Genomic DNA, 14,624 nt, shown 5'->3' with positions numbered 1-14,624 from the left:
CGCCCGTTTAGATGAACTCTGGGCAAGGGCCGGACGGAGGGCAAGGGATCTTTCCATCGGTGACACAGCCGATGCGCCGCGGCGACGCGCGTGTGATATCGAAACTGTGACACAACCTGGGCAGTACGCCCATGTCGCTGAGCTAAGGAGACACGGAAACGCCGCACCCCTGAGGGAGTGCGGCGCTCGAAGAGACCAGGATTACTTGGCGGCCAGGGAGGCGGCCTGCTTGGCGATCGCGGACTTGCGATTGGCAGCCTGGTTCTTGTGGATGACGCCCTTGCTGACGGCCTTGTCCAGCTGACGGGCGGCGACGCGCTGGAGCGCGACGGCCTGCTCGACGTCACCCTGCTCGGCGGCCTCGCGGAACTTGCGGACAGCCGTCTTCAGGGAGGACTTGACCGCCTTGTTGCGCAGGCGGGCCTTCTCGTTCTGCTTGTTGCGCTTGATCTGGGACTTGATGTTCGCCACGAAGAAGCCTCGGTGAAAGTCTTGGTGATGGATGGGGCGCGCGGGCTCGAGAGAGGGCGCGCCACACGCAGTTGACCAGAGTACCAATAATCCAGGTCGTCGCTCAAATCAACGGCCCGGGGCGCTGGACTCAGGTCAGCCACTCGGTAGCGTACTCCCTCCAGTCCTCCTCCGTGGCGGCGAAGTCGACATAGAGGGCCAGCCCGAACCTTTCGCGCGCGCCGTGCGCCGACAGGGCCAGCTTGGCGCCCCGCGCGGCCGTGGCCACGCTCTCGACCGCGTCGCTCCACGCCACGCCGTGGTCATGGTAGGCGGGAGCGCCCACGAACACGTGCTTGTCCTTGGGGGTCAGGTCGAGGGCCAGCTCGGCCTGCCGTACGACGTGGCCGCCGTACAGGGACTCCAGGGGCATGGCCGAGTCGTAGGTCATGATCGCCACCTGGTCGACCCGGTCGGCGACCTGTTTGAAGTACGCCTGCGACCAGTACTTGTCGTGGCCTCTGGCGATCCTGAACGCGGTGCGGGTCAGGGGATAGGGCTCGATCTGCGGGGTCGAGGTGGACAGCAGGCCGGTGTGCCGCCTGGTCTGCTCCAGCAGGTCAAGGAACTCGGTGTCGTCGTCGCCGATGGGCTCGAAGTTGTAGTGGACGCCGTCGAAGCCGGTCTTCATGACCGCGGCGACGCCGTCCAGCACGTTCGCCCTGGAACGGGGGTCGTCGAGGTCGAGGCGGCCGCCGTTGACCTTCTGGCCGAGCCAGGCGGAGACGCGGACACCAGGGAGATACTTCTTCACCCATAGGACGAAATTTCGGGCGTTGGGGTAGCGGGCGGGATCGAGGCGGCCGTCGTAGCCGAACGGCCCGGAGTGCACGTACAGGTCCTTGATCCCCGTACGGCCGAGCCGGGCCGCGAGGTCCTTGACATCCTGCTCCGTGCGCCGGCCGTCGACCCACATGTGGCCCATCCAGAGGGCGTCGTCGCCGGTGCTCTTCGCCCATGCCGCCGGGTCACCGGTAAACTGGACGCGGTACGCGCCGGCCAAGAGGCCGAGCAGCGCGACCACGACGACCATGGCAAGCGCGATCAGGCGCAGGCCGCGGCGAATGACGGTTCGGGCAATCATCCGAGCATGTCACCATGAAAGACGCTTGACCTCAACCCTGTCGAAACGAGCTTCGGTGCGCACTCAGCCTGGCCAGACCGACCCCGCGTTGATCCGCAACTTCTGCATCATCGCGCACATCGACCACGGCAAGTCGACCCTTGCCGACCGGATGCTGCAGATCACCGGTGTGGTCGACGACCGTTCCATGCGCGCCCAGTACCTCGACCGGATGGACATCGAGCGCGAACGCGGCATCACGATCAAGTCCCAGGCGGTCCGGCTGCCATGGGACGGCCACGTGCTCAACATGATCGACACGCCCGGCCACGTCGACTTCACCTACGAGGTCTCGCGGTCGCTGCAGGCCTGCGAGGGGGCGGTGCTGCTGGTCGACGCCGCTCAGGGCATCGAGGCGCAGACGCTGGCCAACCTCTACCTCGCCATGAACGCCGACCTGCACATCATCCCGGTGCTCAACAAGATCGACCTGCCGGCCGCGCAGCCCGAGAAGTTCGCCGACGAGCTGGCCGGCCTGATCGGCTGCGATCCCTCCGACGTGCTGCGCGTGTCCGGCAAGACCGGCGTGGGCGTGCGCGAGCTGCTCGACCACGTCGTGCAGACGGTGCCCGCCCCGGTCGGCAACGCCGACGCCCCCGCCCGGGCACTGATCTTCGACTCGGTCTACGACACCTACCGAGGCGTCGTGACCTACCTGCGGGTGATCGACGGTCACCTGGGCAAGCGCGAGCGCATCCTCATGATGTCCACCAAGGCCGCGCACGAGACGCTGGAGATCGGCGTCATCTCGCCCGAGCCCAAGCCGTCGGACCTCGGGCTGGGCGTCGGTGAGGTCGGCTATCTGATCAGTGGCGTCAAGGACGTGCGCCAGTCGCGGGTCGGCGACACCGTGACCACGGTCGTCAAGCCCGCCGAGGAGATGCTGGCGGGCTACGACCATCCCCGCCCCATGGTCTTCTCGGGCCTCTATCCGATCGACGGCGACGAGTACCCCGAGCTGCGCGAGGCGCTCGACAAGCTCCAGCTCAACGACGCCTCGCTCATCTACGAGCCGGAGACCTCGGCCGCGCTCGGGTTCGGCTTCCGGGTCGGCTTTCTGGGCCTGCTGCACATGGAGATCATCCGCGAGCGGCTGGAGCGGGAGTTCGGCCTGTCGCTGATCTCCACCGCGCCCAACGTCGTCTACCGCGTGGTGATGGAGGACGGCTCCGAGCTGACCGTGACCAACCCCTCGGAGTTCCCCACCGGCGGCAAGATCGCGCAGGTCTTCGAGCCGGTCACCAAGTCCACGATCCTGGCCCCGGCGGAGTTCATCGGCGCGATCATGGAGATCTGCCAGGGGCGCCGCGGCCAGCTGCTCGGCATGGACTACCTGTCGGAGGACCGCGTCGAGATCCGCTACACGCTGCCCCTCGGCGAGATCATCTTCGACTTCTTCGACCAGCTCAAGTCACGCACCCGCGGCTACGCCTCCCTCGACTACGAGCCCGCGGGCGAGGAGGAGTCCGACCTCGTCAAGGTCGACATCCTGCTGCAGGGCGAGGCGGTCGACGCCTTCAGCGCCATCGTGCACAAGGACAAGGCCTACACCTACGGCGTCGACATGGCCAAGAAGCTGCGCGAGCTGATCCCCCGGCAGCAGTTCGAGGTGCCGATCCAGGCGGCCATCGGCGCCCGGGTCATCGCCCGCGAGAACATCCGCGCCATCCGCAAGGACGTCCTGGCCAAGTGCTACGGCGGCGACATCTCCCGCAAGCGCAAGCTGCTGGAGAAGCAGAAGGAGGGCAAGAAGCGGATGAAGATGGTCGGTCGGGTCGAGGTGCCCCAGGAGGCCTTCGTCGCCGCGCTGTCCACCGACTCCGGCGGCGACAAGCCCAAGAAGTAGCCGCGCGCCTGTCCTCGCGGCGCGGCGAGCCCGCGAACGGGGCCACGCGGGCGAACGTTGCCGGGCCCGCGAACGGAGCGAGGCCCGGCGAACGTGGTCGGCCTGCTACGGCCATCGCGCGCGCGAGATCTCCTTCCGCGCCGGGGATTCTGTCGGTGGGGTCGTCTACCTTCTGTCTCGAACACTCTTGCGACTGGAGTTAACGAGTGGAGGGTCCACAGTGATGCTTGACGTGATGGCCACTGAGCGGTTCGAGCGCGCCGCTGTGCTGGGGGTCGCGATGGCCGAGGAGTTGCGCCGGTTGCTGAGGCTGCACCTGACTCCCGCCGAGGTCGCGGAGGACGGCACCGTTCTGGTCGACGTGCCCTATCCCGACGCGGCCGTGGTCCTGGCGGTGCTCGACGTGGCCGCCGACTGCTTCGGCGCGCGGGGTGAGTCGGTCGAGGAGGTACGCCAGGCCGCGCTGGAGACGCTCTTACAGCTGGCGGGATTCGAGACCGGGTCCCGGCTCCAGCTCGCCGGCTCCGGTGCCGCCACCTCCGGCCCGTGGGGGCGGGGTTGACGGCGGGGCCCCGCCACCTCCCGGCCCGCGAGGGCTGACGCTCAGCGCGCGCCCGGGATCGGGGACACGAGAAAGAGGCCATGAACGGATCGCCGTCCAGGCGGAGCCTCGGTTAGCGTCTGAAGTATGCGCGTTATCTCGGTAAATATCGGGCGATCAGTCAAGGCGGAGTGGGCAGGCAAGGCTGGATGGACGGCCATCGGCAAAACGCCGGTGAGCCATCGGGTGGCGGTGCACGACAACGGGCTGACCGGTGACGAGCGGGCCGACAAGGAGGGCCATGGCGCGCCCAGCCATGCGGTCTACTCCTACGCCAGGGAAGACTACGACTGGTGGGAGGGGCAGCTCGGGCGTGAGCTGCCCGATGGCAGGTTCGGCGAAAACCTCACGACGTCGGGCCTGGACGTCAACGGCGCGCTGCTCGGCGAGCGGTGGCGGGTCGGCACCACTCTGCTGGAGGTGACCGGCCCCCGGGTGCCGTGCGTCGTCTTCCGCAACTGGATGGACGAGCCCGGGTGGATCAAACGGTTCACCCAGGCCGGGCGTCCCGGGGCCTACCTCAGGGTGGTGGAGCTGGGCGAGCTCGGCGTGGGTGACGAGGTGGAGATCGTGGCGCGGCCCGCCGAGAGCGTGACCGTCGCGGAGTCGTTCCGGGCCTACCACGGAGACAGGGAGCTGATGCGGCGCATCGTCGCCCTCCCGGGCCACGCGGCCTCCTGGGACAAGGCCGCGGCCCGCGTCCTGGGTGCCGGCGCGCCCTGACGCCCGTGCGGCGCGCCCCGGAGGGCGCGCCGCGATGGGTCACTCAGCAGAGGCACCCGCGCGGGATCACCCAGCAGGGATCACCTGAGCACCGAATACAGGGCGGTGGTGAGCGAGGCGCGGTCGTCGTCCTGGTCGAGCGACCACATCATCGACCCGCCCAGGCCCTTGAGCCGGATGTAGGCGGCCTTCTGCACGAGCACCGCCGGATCGTCGTACGACCACAGCTCGTTGCCGTCGTACGACCAGAGCGTGCCGGTGCGCAGGTCGCGGTGCCGCTTGCCGGGTTTGGCCACCAGGTCCTTGTAGTCCTCGGTGCCCGCGGCCCACTTGCCTGGCGCCGGGCCGGTGGCGGGCTGATAGAGGCCGTCGCCGCCGGTCACCCCGGTCCAGCCCTGGCCGTAGGCAGGCACTCCGACCACCAGTTTGCGTCCGGGCGCACCACGTGACAGGTAGTCGCGTACGGTCTGGTCGACGCTGTAGCGCACCGGGTTGGGGTCTCGCCGGTCGGTGAGCAGGTTGGCGTTGTGCCCGGTCCGGGTCTCCCAGCTGCCGCGCAGGTCGTACCCCTGAACGGTGGCGAAGTCGAGCTGCCTGAACACCCGCGCCACCTCGAACCCCGCGTCGATCTTGGCCGTGGCGGCGGGCAGGAAGGCGGTCAGCAGCGAGGAGGCGGAGAAGGCGCGCAACTGGGCGCGCAGCTCCTCGACGAACAGCGTGAAGTTACGCCTGTCCTCGGGCCGGACGGTGTTGCCCTCGGCGCCGGACGAGCCGGGCCACTCCCAGTCCAGGTCGATGCCGTCGAACACGCCTGCGGCGGCCCCGGCCTCCAGGCCGGGCAGGTTGCCGCGCATCCACAGGTCGACGCACGACCGGGCCAGTCTGGCCCGAGACTCGGCGGTCAGCACGGCGTCGGAGAAGTGCGCGGACCCGGTCCACCCGCCGAGCGAGATCAGTGCCTTCAGGTGCGGATGCCTGGCCTTCAGCTTGCGCAACTGGTTGAGGTTGCCGTTGAGCGCCTGGCCGGCTTCGTCGGCCACCCCGTCCACGCTCTGCTCGGCGGGCACCGGGCGCTGCCAGTCGGCCCACGGGTCGGCCGAATAGCAGTCGCCTTCGGCGTTGACGAAGCCGAAGGCGTAGTTGAGGTGGGTGAGCTTGGCCGCGGCGCCGCTGGTGTCCACGTCTCTGACGTGGAAGTCGCGGCCGTACACACCCCATTGGATGAAGTAGGCGACCCGTTTGAACCCGGTGTGCGCCTCGGCGGGCACGGCGACCGCCGAGAGGCCGAGTAAGAGCGAGAGTACGAGCAGAAGCTTCTTCACGAGGCGGCTCCCGGAGACCTACTTATAGGAAACTTTCCTATAAGTAGACCGGATAGTAGGCCGGTGGGATCGGGCAGTCAATGGCAACGGGCAGACTGGAGGGGTGCCATCCACCCTCCCCGACGGAGATCCCGCGCCCTCCACCGGCGAGCTGCCCGAGAGCGCGCTGCGCGGCCTCGGCTCACGCCCGTTCGGCTTCTACGTGCACGTGCCGTTCTGTGTGACGCGCTGCGGCTACTGCGACTTCAACACCTACACCGCCGACGAGCTCGGCCCCGGTGCCGCGCACCGCGACTACGCCGACACGGCGATCGCGGAGATCCGCCTCGCGCGGCGGGTGCTCGGAGACGCCGACCTGCCGGTGCGGACCGTGTTCTTCGGGGGCGGCACCCCCACCCTGCTGCCCGCGGCCGACCTGGGCAGGATCCTGGCCGCGATCGACGCGGAGTTCGGCGTCTCGCCGGGCGCGGAGGTGACCACCGAGGCCAACCCGGAGTCGGTCGACCCCGCCTACCTGACGGAGCTGCGCGGGGTCGGCTTCACCCGGGTCAGCTTCGGCATGCAGAGCGCCCGGGAGCACGTGCTCAAGGTCCTCGACCGGCGCCATACCCCCGGCCGGGCCGCGCAGGCCGTCCACGAGGCCAGGCGGGCCGGGTTCGAACACGTCAACCTCGACCTGATCTACAGCACGCCGGGAGAGACCGACGACGACTGGCGCGCCTCACTGGACGCCGCGATCGAGGCCGGGCCCGACCACGTCTCCGCCTACTCGCTCATCGTCGAGCAGGGCACCAGGCTGGCCGCCAGGATCCGGCGCGGCGAGCTGCCGATGCCCGACGACGACGTGGCCGCCGACCGCTACCAGCTCGCCGACGAGCTGCTGGAGAAGGCCGGCTTCCGCTGGTACGAGGTGTCCAACTGGGCGACCTCCGACGAGGCGAGGTGCCTGCACAACCTGCTCTACTGGACCGGCGGCGACTGGTGGGCGGCCGGCCCCGGCGCGCACAGCCACGTCGGTGGCACCCGCTGGTGGAACGTCAAGCACCCCGCCGCCTACGCCCGGCGGCTGGCCGAAGGCGCCTCACCCGCGCACGCCCGCGAGGTGCTCACCGCCGACGACCGCGAGACCGAACGCCTAATGCTGGAGCTCCGGCTCGTGTCCGGCTACCCGCTCGCCGACGTGGCCCCGGGCGCCCGCACGACCGTCGCGACCGCGCTCGGCGGCGGGCTGCTGGAGCCCGAGCCGTTCAAGGCGGGGCGGCTGGTGCTCACCCTCAAGGGCCGGTTGCTGGCCGACGCGCTGGTGCGCGACCTGGTCAGCTGACCAGGCGGATGGCGATCGGATAGCGGTAGTTCTCGCCCTTGTTGGCGGCTATCGCGGCCTGGATGTGGAAGATCAGCGACACGATCCAGACGACCGGCAGCAGCAGGAGCCCGATCAGGACGATCGTCAGCAGCCCGGCCACCATGTAGCCGATGAACATCGTGATCTGGAAGTTGAGCGCCTCGGCCGCCTGGTCGCGGACATAGGGCGACTCGTCCTTCTTCATCAGGTAGATGATCAGCGGGCCGACCCAGGACACCAGCAGGCCGAGCAGGTGGGCGAGCATCGCCATGGTGGTGTCGTCGGAGCCGGGGCGCGGGCCGTACCTTCCGGGCACATGCGGCGGCCGCTGCCGCGGGGCGCCGTAGCCCTGGCCGGGGTGCTGCTGGTAGCCGTATCCCGGCTGCTGGTAACCCGGGGGCGGGGTGGGCGGCTGGCCGTAACCGTAACCCTGCTGCGGGCTGGAGCCGGGCTGCTGCTGGTAACCCTGCCACTGGTCGGCGGGAGGCTGATGACCGGGCCGCTCGAAACCGGGCTGGGGCTGGTAGCCCGGCGCGGAGCCAGGTTGCGGCTGGTAGCCCGGTGCGGAACCGGGCTGCGGCTGGTAGCCCGGTGCGGAGCCAGGTTGCGGCTGGTAGGGCCCTTGCGGGCCCGAGCCCTGCGGCGGGATGTCCGACTGTGAGATGCGCCGGGTGGCGTCGTCGTCCGGCTGCTGTTGGGGCGGGTCCTGGCTCACGATGCCTCCGTAACGAAGTCGATCAGTTCCTCGACCCGGCCGAGCAACTCGGGCTCCAGGTCGGCGTAGGTCGAGACGGCGCCGAGGATCCGCCGCCACGCGTCGGCCGGCTCCACGCGCCAGCCCAGGGCGGCGATCACGCCCTCCTTCCACGGTACTCCTCGCGGCACGTCCGGCCAGGCCGGGATGCGCAGCACGGAAGGCTTGACCGCCTGCCAGATGTCGACGAACGGGTGCCCGACGACCAGCACGTCCGGGGAGGTCACCTGGGCGGCGATCCGGCTCTCCTTGGACCCCGGCACCAGGTGGTCGACCAGCACACCCAGCCGGCGTCCCGGCTCCGGCCCGAACTCCTCAACGATCGCGGGAAGATCGTCCACGCCTTCGAGGTACTCGACCACCACCCCTTCCACGCGAAGGTCGTGGCCCCAGATCTTCTCCACCAGGGCGGCGTCGTGCACGCCCTCGACGTAGATGCGGCTCTGCCTGGCCACCCTCGCCCGCAGCCCCTCGACGGTGATCGAGCCGGACGCGCTGCGCCTCGGCTCGCGGGCCGCGGCCGCCGCGGCCGGGCGGGTCAGCGTCACCGCCTTGCCGTCCAGGAGGAACGCCGCGGGCGCAAGCGGGAACAGCCGCCGCCTGCCGAAGCGGTCTTCGAGCGTGACGGCCTCCTTGTCGCAGGACACCACGGCGCCGCAGAAGCCGCTCTCGGCGTCCTCGACGACCAGATCGGGCTCCGCGGGCACCTGTGGGATCTTGCCCTTGCCCGGGCGCCGCCAGTTTTCCCGGAGAACATCGCCGTCGTACACACGGGGACCGTAGCAAATCACCCCGCCATCGCGAGTCGCTTGCGGCTGCCGCTTCGCCGTACCAGCACCACGATCGTCACGACGACTCCGACGAGCAGACCGAGCCCGGGGATGAGCAGCAGCGCCGCCACGCCGCCCACGAGACCGCCCACGGCCGAGGAGGCGTCACGGCCCACGCCGAAGCGCGCGTCGGCCTGCTCCTGCGTCGCGCAGGTGAGCTGGTAGTCGCCCTGCGCGGGCGCGTTGATCACCAGGATGAGCTCCCAGCGGGTGGAGCCGACCGTGACCGTCTGGTTGGCCGGCGTGTTGGCGAGCCTGGCCGGAGCCGGTCCGCCGGAGATCTGGCAGGTGTAGTGCACCCGCGCGGTGCTGGCCAGGTAGATCACCGGCTTGTCGGCGGGGTTGATCGGCACCGTCACGCTTTCGCCGGCCGCGAACGTCGTGGTGGGCGCCAGGTGGCTGACGGTGCTGAAAATGCCGGTGACGAACAGCACCGCCCCGGCCAGCACGCAGACCAGCGCGACGCCCCAGCCGGCCGCGATCCACCACAGCTTCGGCCTGACCTTCTTGGGATCCACCGGCCCGGCGAACTGCGGCGAGCCGCTGAAGGGGCCCGGCAGGTAGGGCTGCTCGCCCTGTGGTGGTGGCGGGCCGCCATACTGCGGCTGACCGTACTGCGGCTGCTCGCCGGAAGGCTGACCGTACGGGGGCGGGCCGTACTGGGGCTGGTCACCGTAGGAGGGCTGACCGTACTGCGGCGCCTGGTCGCCGTACTGGGGCTGACCGTACTGGGGCTGTCCGTACGGTGGTCGGCCCTGCGGGTGCTGGCCGTACTGCGGCTGCCCCTGCGGAGGCTGGCCGTACTGGGGCTGCCCATAACCCGGCTGCTGCCCGTGGACCGGCTGGTCGTACGGCGGCCCCTGCCCGGGTTGAGGGCCCGGCCCTGGCGGGGGGCCGGAGGACGGAGGCTGGGATTCGTCGGTCATGTCGGCCAGTCTGAGGCCTTTGGGCGGACGTACGCCAGCGGCGGGATGGAGATGTGTTATCGCACCTTGTGGGAGAGAGCCGTACACTTGGCACTCGGGAACACAGAGTGCTAGACCTGTCGTTTCCGTTGGGCAAGAGGCAGGAGGTGAGCACGTGCTCGATGATCGGAAACTGGCGGTGCTCCGCGCCATTGTCGAAGACTACGTGTCCACCAACGAACCGGTGGGCTCCAAGGCGCTCGCCGAGCGCCACAATCTGAAGGTCTCTCCGGCGACGGTCCGCAACGACATGGCCGCGCTGGAGGAGGACGGCTACATCACCCAGCCGCACACCAGCGCGGGCCGGGTGCCGACGGACAAGGGCTACCGTCTGTTCGTCGACCGGCTCTCGCAGGTCAAGCCGCTCTCCGGGGCGGAGCGCAGGGCGATCGAGACCTTCCTCGCGGGCGCCGTCGACCTCGACGACGTGGTGACCCGCACGGTGCGGCTGCTCGCGCAGCTGACCAGACAGGTCGCGGTGGTGCAGTATCCGACGCTGACCCGCTCGACGGTCAGGCACGTCGAGCTGGTGCCGCTGAGCGAGCGGCGCGTCATGCTCGTGCTCATCACCAACACCGGCCGCGTCGAGCAGCGCGTGATAGAGCTGCCCGAGGTGGTGGAGGACACCCGCATCGCCCACCTGCGCGCGGTGCTCAACTCCTGTCTCGACGGCTGCGGCCTGAGCAGTGTGCCCGAGCAGGTGGCCGACCTGCCCGAGCGGCTGCCGGTCGAGGACCGGCCCGTGGTGGCGACGATCCTCTCGGTGCTGCTCGAGACGCTCGTGGAGCGCCACGACGAGAAGATCGTGTTCGCCGGCGCGGCCAACCTGGCGGGCGCCGACTTCACCACCGGCCTGCGCGACGTGCTCGAGGCGCTGGAGGAGCAGGTCGTGCTCATGCGGTTGCTCGGCGAGACTTCCCCAGACATCCCGTCCGCGCTCACCGTGCGCATCGGCTCCGAAAACCCCTATCTCCACGGCACGTCCATCGTCGCGACCGGATACGGTTCTGGCGACAAGCAACTGGCCCGGCTCGGCGTGCTGGGGCCCACAAGGATGGACTATCCCGTGACGATGGGCGCCGTACGCGCGGTGGCACGCTACGTCAGCCAGATCCTGGCTGCATCATAAGAGGTCGATAAGTGGCAAACAGCGACTACTACGCCACCCTCGGGGTGCGACGTGACGCCGGTCAGGACGAGATCAAGAAGGCCTACCGGAGACTTGCCCGCGAGCTGCACCCTGACGTGAATCCCGACCCTGAGACCCAGGAGCGGTTCAAGGAGATCACGCAGGCCTACGAGGTGCTGTCCGACCCGAACAAGCGCCAGATGTACGACCTGGGCGGCGACCCCTTCGGGGGTGCGGGCGCGGGCGCCGGAGCGGGCGGTTTCGGTGCGGGCTTCCCGTTCAGCGACATCATGGACGCCTTCTTCGGCACCGCCGGCGGCGCGCGCGGGCCCCGGTCGCGGGCGCGCAGGGGCCGCAACGCCACGATCCGCGTCGAGCTCGACCTGCGCGAGACCGCGTTCGGCACCACCCGTGAGCTGGTCGTCGACACGGCCGTGCTGTGCGAGGTGTGCCAGGGCGCCGGCGCCGCGCCCGGCACCCACCCCGACGCCTGCGACATGTGCAACGGCCGCGGCGAGATCTCCCAGGTCACCCGCTCGTTCCTCGGGCAGGTCATGACCTCCCGGCCGTGTCCGCAGTGCGGCGGCTTCGGGTCGATCATCCGGCACCCGTGCCAGGAGTGCTCGGGCGACGGCCGCGTGCGCACCCGCCGCACCATCAAGGTCCGCATCCCCGCGGGCGTCGAGGACGGCACCCACATCCAGCTCGCAGGCGAGGGCGAGGTCGGTCCCGGTGGCGGCCCACCCGGAGACCTCTTCCTGGAGATCGTCGAGCGACCGCACGAGATCTTCGAACGGCGTGGTGACGACCTCCACTGCACCGTCCAGATCCCGATGACCGCCGCCGCGCTCGGCACCATCCTCGCCGTGGAGACGCTCGACGGCTCCGAGGAGGTCGACGTGCGGCCGGGCACCCAGTCGGGCCAGGTCATCACCATGTACGGCCGGGGTGTGCAACGGCTCAACGAGAGCGGCCGCGGTGACCTGCTGATCCACGTCAACGTCGAGACCCCGTTGCGTCTCGACCCGGCGCAGGAGGAGCTGCTGCGCGAGCTGGCCAAGCTGCGTGGCGAAGAGCGCCCTCCCGGCAAGTTCGCCCCTGGGCAGCAAGGTTTTTTTTCCCGTCTGCGTGACGCGTTCAACGGGAGGTGAGGTCGCCGCGCCGCGGCCGGAAGGATCGTCTCCGCGGGTCACCACCCGCGGAGCTGGGCGGGCGCCGGGTGGCGAGCGGGGCGATCGGCCACATCGCCGACCCCGCGTGAAGTGACGACGCGCGCCGATTCGCCGGGTGCTCGATTGACCGCCCATCGTGAGGATTCGAGGTGATCGCCGGTGACCGTGCCGGTTTTCCTGGCCGCCGATCTCGCGGAGCTCAAGGGACCCGAGGTGGTGCTCGACGGCCCCGAGGGGCGGCACGCGGCCGTCGTGCGCCGGATGCGGGCCGGGGAGCGGGTCGATCTGACCGACGGTGCGGGTGCGGTCGCCGAGTGCGTCGTGAGCGAGGTGCTGAAGGACGCGCTGAGGCTTGAGGTGACCGCTCGCCGGCAGGTGGCGGCCCCGAGGCCCCGACTCGTCGTGGTGCAGGGCCTGCCGAAGGGCGACAGGGGTGAGCTGGCGGTCGAGATGATGACCGAGGTGGGCGTCGACGTGATCGTCCCCTGGGCGGCCTCGCGCAGCATCACCCAGTGGAAGGGCGACAAGGTGGCCAAGGCGCTCGGCCGGTGGCGCTCCACGGCCCGTGAGGCGGGCAAGCAGGCGCGCAGGTTCCACCTGCCGGAGGTGACCGAGCCGGCGTCCACGGCGCGGGTCGAGGCCCTGCTGGCCGAGGCGGCCCTGGGGTTGGTGCTGCACGAGGAGGCGGCCGAGCCGTTGTCCAGCAGGGAGTTGCCCGCCGATGGCGACGTCGTCGTGGTGGTGGGGCCCGAGGGCGGGGTCTCGGAGGACGAGCTGGCCAGGTTCACGGCGGCGAAGGCGGTGCCGGTGCTGCTCGGATCCACGGTGTTGCGGACCTCGACCGCCGGGGTGGCGGCGGCGGCCGTGCTGCTGACCCGCAGCGGCCGCTGGTGAGCGCGGCCCTCAGGGCGTCGCGGGCGGCGAGCCGCCGAGCGGGCTGGCGATGTCGCCGGGGGTGGGTATCGGGTCGGCCGGCGGGCACTCGGTGTCGGGGCAGGCGCTGACGGGCGAGTCAGGCTCGGTGAGCGTCGGGGTGGGCGTGGGCGTAGGCGTGGCGGTCGGGCAGTCGTCATGCGGCTCGGCCGGCGTCTCCGGGACCGTGGGACATGGCGTGCGGGTCGGCGTCGGGGTCGGCTTCGGCTTGCTGGTCGACTTCGCGGTCTCGGACGGCTGCTGAGGCGGCCGGCTGGTCGGGGGGACGATCACGACGTTAGGTGGTTCGGTCCGCTCCGTCGGCTCGGGCGACACGGCCCGGTTGGTGGAGGAGTTGGCGGGGGGAGTGGAGGTGTTCCTGATCTCCTGGACGGTCTCCTGCAGGACCTGCTGGCGCAGCTCGGGGACGACCATCACGATCGTTCCGGCCACCAGCACCGCGCTGGCCGCGGCCGCGCCCGCCCGCCACCAGAACAGGTTGCGCATCCCGCGCCGCTCGATGCGGGCACGGATGATCTCCAGACCTTCCGGCGAGGGCACGACCGTGTCCGCCTCCGCGCGCAGCACACGGCGTAGTACGTCGCCGTACTCGTCGGGGGGCTGGGTCATGACATCTTCTCCAGGACAGCTCGCAAGGCGGCCATGCCACGCGCGGTGTGGCTCTTGACCGCGCCCTTGCTGATGCCCATGGCGTGGGCGATCTCAGCCTCGGACAGATCACCGTAGTAACGGAGGACGAGTGCTTCTCTCTGACGTGTCGGCAGGGATCGGAGGGCCTCGATGACCGCTGAGCGTTCGAGCTCGCCGATCGCGCCGTTCTCGGCGCTCGGGGCGTCGGGCAGACCCTTGGGAGCGTACTTCTCGACGACCGCGCGGTGACGCAGCACGGAACGGGACCGGTTGACGACGGATTGTCGTAGGTAGGCGAGTGCTTTGTCGGGATCGCGCAGCCTGCGCCAGGCGCCATGAATGGCGACGAACGCGTCCTGCACGACTTCCTCGGCGGTTGCCATGTCGCGCACCAGCAACACAGCGAGACGCACTAACGACCGAAAGTGCGCGCTGTAGAGCGCGGTCACGGCCATGTCGGCATCCCACCCGACCGGCACCGCCCCCATCGACCTGTCGGCCAGAAGGGTTTCGGTGGTCACATCAGTGGGACGCGCGGCCTTCCCAGTGGGTTTACGCTCTTCCGGTTCCTTTGGGGGCATTACCCAGTCGTGTCCTCGCCAGGTGGCCTCGCCCGACCCTGAATCGTCCTACTTTGCTGAAGTGTGGCACACCCACCCTAACCGCGAGGATCTTCCGGCGCACGGCACGCGGGATTACCGATTCGCAACGAGGCGCGGCGAATCGGACCCGCCAAGGTGG

At 70.0% G+C, this 14,624-nt stretch carries 15 protein-coding genes; 7 read left to right on the top strand and 8 right to left on the bottom strand.

From position 1 onward, the window contains the following. Window positions 1–201: 201 nt before the first annotated feature. Window positions 202–471: a 30S ribosomal protein S20 gene (gene rpsT, locus AC5L3X_RS12415; RefSeq protein WP_189123702.1), complete on the bottom strand. Its 270-nt coding sequence runs from the start codon at window positions 469–471 to the stop codon at window positions 202–204. Window positions 472–601: 130 nt separating this feature from the next. Then, on the bottom strand, window positions 602–1,594 hold the full coding sequence (locus AC5L3X_RS12410) for a glycoside hydrolase family 18 protein (protein ID WP_494857086.1): 993 nt from the start codon (window positions 1,592–1,594) through the stop codon (window positions 602–604). Between the two features lie 55 nt (window positions 1,595–1,649). Between AC5L3X_RS12410 and lepA the strand changes: the two genes are divergently transcribed. From lepA to AC5L3X_RS12395, 3 genes are all read left to right on the top strand, one after another. Next, a complete protein-coding gene (gene lepA, locus AC5L3X_RS12405; protein ID WP_225262541.1) occupies window positions 1,650–3,479 on the top strand; it encodes a translation elongation factor 4 in 1,830 nt (609 codons plus the stop codon). A gap of 235 nt (window positions 3,480–3,714) precedes the next feature. Then, a complete protein-coding gene (locus AC5L3X_RS12400; RefSeq protein WP_494857084.1) occupies window positions 3,715–4,041 on the top strand; it encodes a hypothetical protein in 327 nt (108 codons plus the stop codon). Between the two features lie 126 nt (window positions 4,042–4,167). Next, a complete protein-coding gene (locus tag AC5L3X_RS12395; RefSeq protein ID WP_494857083.1) occupies window positions 4,168–4,803 on the top strand; it encodes an MOSC domain-containing protein in 636 nt (211 codons plus the stop codon). A gap of 80 nt (window positions 4,804–4,883) precedes the next feature. Here the strand turns inward: AC5L3X_RS12395 and AC5L3X_RS12390 are convergent, their stop codons facing one another. Beyond that, the gene (locus AC5L3X_RS12390; RefSeq protein ID WP_494857081.1) at window positions 4,884–6,125 is read right to left on the bottom strand and encodes a glycoside hydrolase family 18 protein; all 1,242 of its coding nucleotides are present in this window, start codon (window positions 6,123–6,125) and stop codon (window positions 4,884–4,886) included. 103 nt (window positions 6,126–6,228) lie between these two features. On the opposite strand from AC5L3X_RS12390, the gene hemW reads away from it, so the two are divergent. After that, on the top strand, window positions 6,229–7,449 hold the full coding sequence (gene hemW / locus AC5L3X_RS12385) for a radical SAM family heme chaperone HemW (protein ID WP_494857080.1): 1,221 nt from the start codon (window positions 6,229–6,231) through the stop codon (window positions 7,447–7,449). Here the strand turns inward: hemW and AC5L3X_RS12380 are convergent. Genes AC5L3X_RS12380 through AC5L3X_RS12370 form a run of 3 tightly spaced genes read right to left on the bottom strand, consistent with a single transcriptional unit; the run spans window position 7,442 to window position 9,980 of the window. Beyond that, on the bottom strand, window positions 7,442–8,185 hold the full coding sequence (locus AC5L3X_RS12380; protein WP_494857078.1) for a DUF4870 domain-containing protein: 744 nt from the start codon (window positions 8,183–8,185) through the stop codon (window positions 7,442–7,444). The two genes, hemW and AC5L3X_RS12380, sit on opposite strands and share 8 nt — an antisense overlap. Further along, window positions 8,182–8,994 (bottom strand): DUF3097 domain-containing protein, encoded by an 813-nt coding sequence (locus AC5L3X_RS12375; protein WP_494857076.1) that lies wholly within the window; start codon window positions 8,992–8,994, stop codon window positions 8,182–8,184. The genes AC5L3X_RS12380 and AC5L3X_RS12375 overlap by 4 nt, the downstream gene beginning before the upstream one ends. 17 nt (window positions 8,995–9,011) lie before the next feature. After that, window positions 9,012–9,980, bottom strand: a complete 969-nt coding sequence (locus AC5L3X_RS12370) for a YccF domain-containing protein (RefSeq protein ID WP_494857074.1) — start codon at window positions 9,978–9,980, stop codon at window positions 9,012–9,014. 154 nt (window positions 9,981–10,134) lie between these two features. Here AC5L3X_RS12370 and hrcA point away from each other — a divergent pair, with 154 nt between their 5' ends. The 3 genes from hrcA (at window position 10,135) to AC5L3X_RS12355 (ending at window position 13,214) form a co-directional block, all read left to right on the top strand. Continuing rightward, window positions 10,135–11,148 carry a heat-inducible transcriptional repressor HrcA gene (gene hrcA, locus AC5L3X_RS12365; protein ID WP_189123711.1) on the top strand — a complete coding sequence of 338 codons (1,014 nt, stop codon included), beginning with the start codon at window positions 10,135–10,137 and terminating at the stop codon, window positions 11,146–11,148. 11 nt (window positions 11,149–11,159) lie between these two features. Beyond that, the gene (dnaJ, locus tag AC5L3X_RS12360) at window positions 11,160–12,299 is read left to right on the top strand and encodes a molecular chaperone DnaJ (RefSeq protein ID WP_189123712.1); all 1,140 of its coding nucleotides are present in this window, start codon (window positions 11,160–11,162) and stop codon (window positions 12,297–12,299) included. Window positions 12,300–12,479: 180 nt separating this feature from the next. Continuing rightward, the gene (locus tag AC5L3X_RS12355) at window positions 12,480–13,214 is read left to right on the top strand and encodes a 16S rRNA (uracil(1498)-N(3))-methyltransferase (protein WP_494857072.1); all 735 of its coding nucleotides are present in this window, start codon (window positions 12,480–12,482) and stop codon (window positions 13,212–13,214) included. 9 nt (window positions 13,215–13,223) lie between these two features. On the opposite strand, the gene AC5L3X_RS12350 is transcribed toward AC5L3X_RS12355, so the two are convergent. Then, entirely contained in the window at window positions 13,224–13,862 is a 639-nt protein-coding gene (locus tag AC5L3X_RS12350; RefSeq protein WP_494857070.1) for a hypothetical protein, read from the bottom strand. Continuing rightward, on the bottom strand, window positions 13,859–14,371 hold the full coding sequence (locus AC5L3X_RS12345; protein ID WP_189123964.1) for a SigE family RNA polymerase sigma factor: 513 nt from the start codon (window positions 14,369–14,371) through the stop codon (window positions 13,859–13,861). The genes AC5L3X_RS12350 and AC5L3X_RS12345 overlap by 4 nt, the downstream gene beginning before the upstream one ends. Window positions 14,372–14,624: the final 253 nt, after the last annotated feature.

The organism is Nonomuraea sp. CX421, from assembly GCF_059358955.1.
The sequence above is the reverse complement of the archived record's forward strand: the minus strand, read 5'-3'. Positions and strand labels throughout refer to the sequence as shown.

Bases quoted from the DNA above. Each gene is read 5' to 3' on its own strand.
- AC5L3X_RS12410 (WP_494857086.1), bottom strand. From the start codon at position 1,594: ATGATTGCCCGAACCGTCATTCGCCGCGGCCTGCGCCTGATCGCGCTT.
- AC5L3X_RS12400 (WP_494857084.1), top strand. From the start codon at position 3,715: ATGGCCACTGAGCGGTTCGAGCGCGCCGCTGTGCTGGGGGTCGCGATG.
- AC5L3X_RS12395 (WP_494857083.1), top strand. From the start codon at position 4,168: ATGCGCGTTATCTCGGTAAATATCGGGCGATCAGTCAAGGCGGAGTGG.
- AC5L3X_RS12370 (WP_494857074.1), bottom strand. From the start codon at position 9,980: ATGACCGACGAATCCCAGCCTCCGTCCTCCGGCCCCCCGCCAGGGCCG.
- AC5L3X_RS12350 (WP_494857070.1), bottom strand. From the start codon at position 13,862: ATGACCCAGCCCCCCGACGAGTACGGCGACGTACTACGCCGTGTGCTG.
- AC5L3X_RS12345 (WP_189123964.1), bottom strand. From the start codon at position 14,371: ATGGGGGCGGTGCCGGTCGGGTGGGATGCCGACATGGCCGTGACCGCG.